This window comes from Dietzia aerolata, assembly GCF_014144865.1.
GTDB classification, from domain to species: domain Bacteria; phylum Actinomycetota; class Actinomycetes; order Mycobacteriales; family Mycobacteriaceae; genus Dietzia; species Dietzia aerolata.
The window spans coordinates 1-2,661 of sequence record NZ_JAALDM010000288.1 but is presented as its reverse complement, the minus strand read 5'-3'; the positions used below and the strand labels follow the sequence as shown (position 1 = coordinate 2,661).

Sequence of the window (2,661 nt, the reverse complement as noted above, 5' to 3'; positions counted from 1 at the left end):
GCGGCGCCTGGCCTCGACGCGCTCGGCGCGTGCGGCGGCGTCCCGCGCCCGGGAGGCAGGGGTGGAGAAGGCGGCCAACTCGCGTCACTCATTTCACGTCGGGCGGCGCCACCTGGGGGCGCCGCGGTCTCACGGCGCCGATCGCCCGGCGCCGAGGTCTGTCAGACCCCCGACGCCGAGCCGGGGATCAGGCGTCCCGGCGCAGTGTGATGACCAGCCCCACGACCCACAGCGCCACACAGACGCCGAGGTACCAGAAGAACGCCGGCCACTCACCCCAGGTGACGAACCCGCGCGCCTGCTCGCCCTGCGTCCAGAAGTCGCCGTTGGCGAACGGCATCCACGCCGCGATGTCCTGACCGACCTTGGGGATCATCGAGATCATGCCCTCGACTGCCAGCACCCACACCAGGAACAACGAGATCGTACCGGCCGCGTTGCGCATGATGTACGCCAGCCCGATCACCGCGAGCGTGCCGATGCCGGTGTAGACCGGGAATCGCCACAGCAGATTCAGGCCGTCACCCGAGAACGGTGTCCAGGCCTCGTTGCCGGACAATGCGCCGCCCACGAGAAGAGAGACGACGACGGCGACGGCGACCACCACCATCGACAGGACCACGAACAGCCCGGTTTTGGCGGCTATCACCGGCCACCGCGAGGGCGTGACCAGGAACGACGATCGGATGGTGTGGTACCGGTATTCGCCGGTCACGGCCACGATCGCGGCGATCCACACGAGCAGCACCGTGAATGCGCTGACCCCCAGGATGGCGAACAGTGCGTCGCTGCCCGGGCCCGGCTCGCCGGCCATCGGCTCCCCGGCCATGGACTGCTCGAACTGGCCGATCAGGGCGGCCATGCCGATGGCCAGCAGGATGCCGATTCCGTACAGCCAGTAGGCGCTCTTGGTGGTGGTGACCTTGATCCACTCGGACTTGAGAAGGTTCATCGGGTGGACTCCTGACCGTGGTACTCGACGTCCTGATCGGTGAGGGCCATGAAGGCCTCCTCCAGCGACGCCCGCTTCTCCTGCAACTCGTGGATCGTGATGCCGATGCTGGCCGAGAAGTCACCGACCTGCTGGGCCGACAGGCCCTCGATCACGAACACCCCCTGCTGCGGATCGAAGGTGGCGTTGATCGTCTCCTCGCGGGCCGCCGCCCCGAACTCGTCGACGTGCGGTGTCCGCAGGATGACCGACGACTGGGCGGCCGAGAGGAACTCCTCGACCGAGGTCTGGGCACGCAACTGGCCGCGGCCGATCACCACCAGATCCTGGGCGGTCTGCGCCATCTCCGACAGCAGATGCGAGGACACCAGCACGGTGCGTCCCTCCGCCGCGCGGGCGTGCATGAACCGGCGGATCCACAGGATGCCCTCGGGGTCGAGGCCGTTGACGGGCTCGTCGAACATGAGGATCTGGGGATCGCCGAGCATGGCGGTGGCCAGGCCCAGCCGCTGGCGCATGCCCAGCGAATAGCCGCCCACCTTGCGGCCGGCGACGTCGGTGAGGCCGACCAGGCCCAGGACGTCGTCGACGCGAGAATTGGGGATCTTGGCCGCGGCGGCGAGCATCTTCAGGTGCGAGCCGGCCGAGCGATTGGCGTGGGTCCAGGTGGCGTCCAGCAGGCAGCCGACCGTCCGCGCCGGATCGTCCAACTGGCGGAACGGGACGCCGTTGACCAGTGCTTCTCCCGAGGTCGGGGTGTCCAGGCCGACGATCATCCGCATCGTGGTGGACTTGCCGGCGCCGTTGGGCCCGAGGAATCCGGTCACGACGCCGGGTCGCACCGAGAAGGTGAGATCGTCGACGGCGGTGGCTGGGCCGTACCGTTTGGTGAGATTTCGTACCTCGATCATGGGCTCCAGTGTGCCTGCCCGGGCTACGCAGCAGGGAGGCCGCCCTTCATCAGCGCCCGTACATCTGCAGGAGTTGATCTATCGTCGCGGCCACTCCCTCCTGCGCCGTGAGTTCGAGGCTCTGCCCCGGCTCGGGTGCGTCGACCGAGTAGGAGACGTTCAGGGTGAGGTCGTCCGCACGCAGGATGTATCTGGTCGAGACATCAGACTCGACAAAGACCTCGGCTGTCACGCCACTGTCCAGGACTCTGATCTCGTTCGACGGATTTGCGGGTGTCTCACCTTCGACCCAGTAGTAGAGAGTGGGTTCGCTGTACGGCCCCTTCTCCCAGGTGCACGTGGGTGAGGCACTGCTCCCACGACCTCGAAGAAGGTCGGCGGGATCTATGGAGAGTTCACGGAGGAATGACTCATCCAGTCCGCACGGATCGATGTCCTCACTGTTGGGGACCTCGTTTACGGTTTCGGTGACGGTCTCGCCGTTTTGCGTATGGGTGACCTCAGAGACCACGCAGCCGCTTCCCAGGACAGCGGCCAGGAGCGCGGACGAGACAACGACCGGGGCGGCCCTTGTCCCTCGGGCGCGGCGTCGCGGCACTCCCGGACTTCGCGGTGCTTCCGGGACAGGATTCTTCCTGAGGTTCACCCGCCTGATTATGCCCCAGCCTGCTGGTCGATCGGCGGACTTGAGGCCTGCGCGCAGCACCGCCTCAGAATGCGTCATCGGACCACAGCCGCTGGCGGCGGGCAGGTGGCAGTTGTGGCGGGCAGGTGGCACTTGCGGCGGGCACTACGCTT

The 2,661-nt window shown here is 67.3% G+C and carries 3 protein-coding genes; all 3 read right to left on the bottom strand.

Going from position 1 to position 2,661, the window contains the following annotated elements; translation table 11 throughout:
* Positions 1-187: 187 nt before the first annotated feature.
* Genes G6016_RS15035 through G6016_RS15025 form a run of 3 tightly spaced genes read right to left on the bottom strand, consistent with a single transcriptional unit; the run spans position 188 to position 2,374 of the window.
* Positions 188-952 (bottom strand): ABC transporter permease subunit, encoded by a 765-nt coding sequence (locus G6016_RS15035; protein ID WP_182633423.1) that lies wholly within the window; start codon positions 950-952, stop codon positions 188-190.
* Positions 949-1,863 (bottom strand): ATP-binding cassette domain-containing protein, encoded by a 915-nt coding sequence (locus G6016_RS15030; protein ID WP_182633422.1) that lies wholly within the window; start codon positions 1,861-1,863, stop codon positions 949-951. The genes G6016_RS15035 and G6016_RS15030 overlap by 4 nt, the downstream gene beginning before the upstream one ends.
* A gap of 49 nt (positions 1,864-1,912) precedes the next feature.
* Entirely contained in the window at positions 1,913-2,374 is a 462-nt protein-coding gene (locus G6016_RS15025) for a hypothetical protein (RefSeq protein WP_182633421.1), read from the bottom strand.
* Positions 2,375-2,661 lie beyond the last annotated feature (287 nt).